Source organism: Paracoccus niistensis, from assembly GCF_042432925.1.
Classification (GTDB): domain Bacteria; phylum Pseudomonadota; class Alphaproteobacteria; order Rhodobacterales; family Rhodobacteraceae; genus Paracoccus; species Paracoccus niistensis.
Genome location: NZ_JBHLWE010000068.1, coordinates 1 through 578, shown reverse-complemented (window position 1 = coordinate 578; position 578 = coordinate 1). Strand labels below are relative to the sequence as shown.

The following is a 578-nucleotide window of genomic DNA, read 5'->3' as shown; positions in this document are numbered from 1 at the left end:
TTCCGCTGAGGGCAAACCTCCCGGCAAGGCCGCGGCTCCAGTGTAGTCGCTGACCTGGCCTGCGGTCAGGAGTTCGAGGATGAGGGATCGGTCCAGTGGACCAATCCCCTGAGAACCGGATCGGCCGCCCCTGGGCATCGGTGACGGCATGCAGCCTGGTGTTCATGCCGCCCCTTCTCGGGAAAACGATCCCGTGGATCGTTTTCTGACCCTCGAACTCCGACCGATCAGTCGGCCGCGCCCCCTTTTTTCGACCGCAGGCTGGTCGCCGTCGGGTGCGCCTTGAGGCAGGTGGCATCAATCATGATCGTCTCGGGTTCGGAGGCCTCCGCGGCCAACCCCTCCATGATACAAGCGAGGACGCCCATGTCGCCCCACCGCTTCCAACGGTTGTAAAGCGTCTTCGCAGGACCATCCTCCCGGGGAGCGTCCCGCCACCGTAACCCGTCGCGGTTGACGAAGATCATGCCACCAGAGCCACCCGCCGATCATCGACACGCGGCTTGCCATGGCTCTGCGGAAAGAAGGGCCGCAGCCGCGCCAGCTGCTCATCGGCCAGCCGGAAAAGGTTGCTCATC

1 pseudogene is annotated in these 578 nt (G+C 64.7%); it reads right to left on the bottom strand.

Features of this window, described 5'->3' with window-relative positions:
* A pseudogene (locus ACFFII_RS17455) lies at nucleotides 1-577 on the bottom strand (transposase); the annotation flags it as partial.
* Nucleotide 578: the final 1 nt, after the last annotated feature.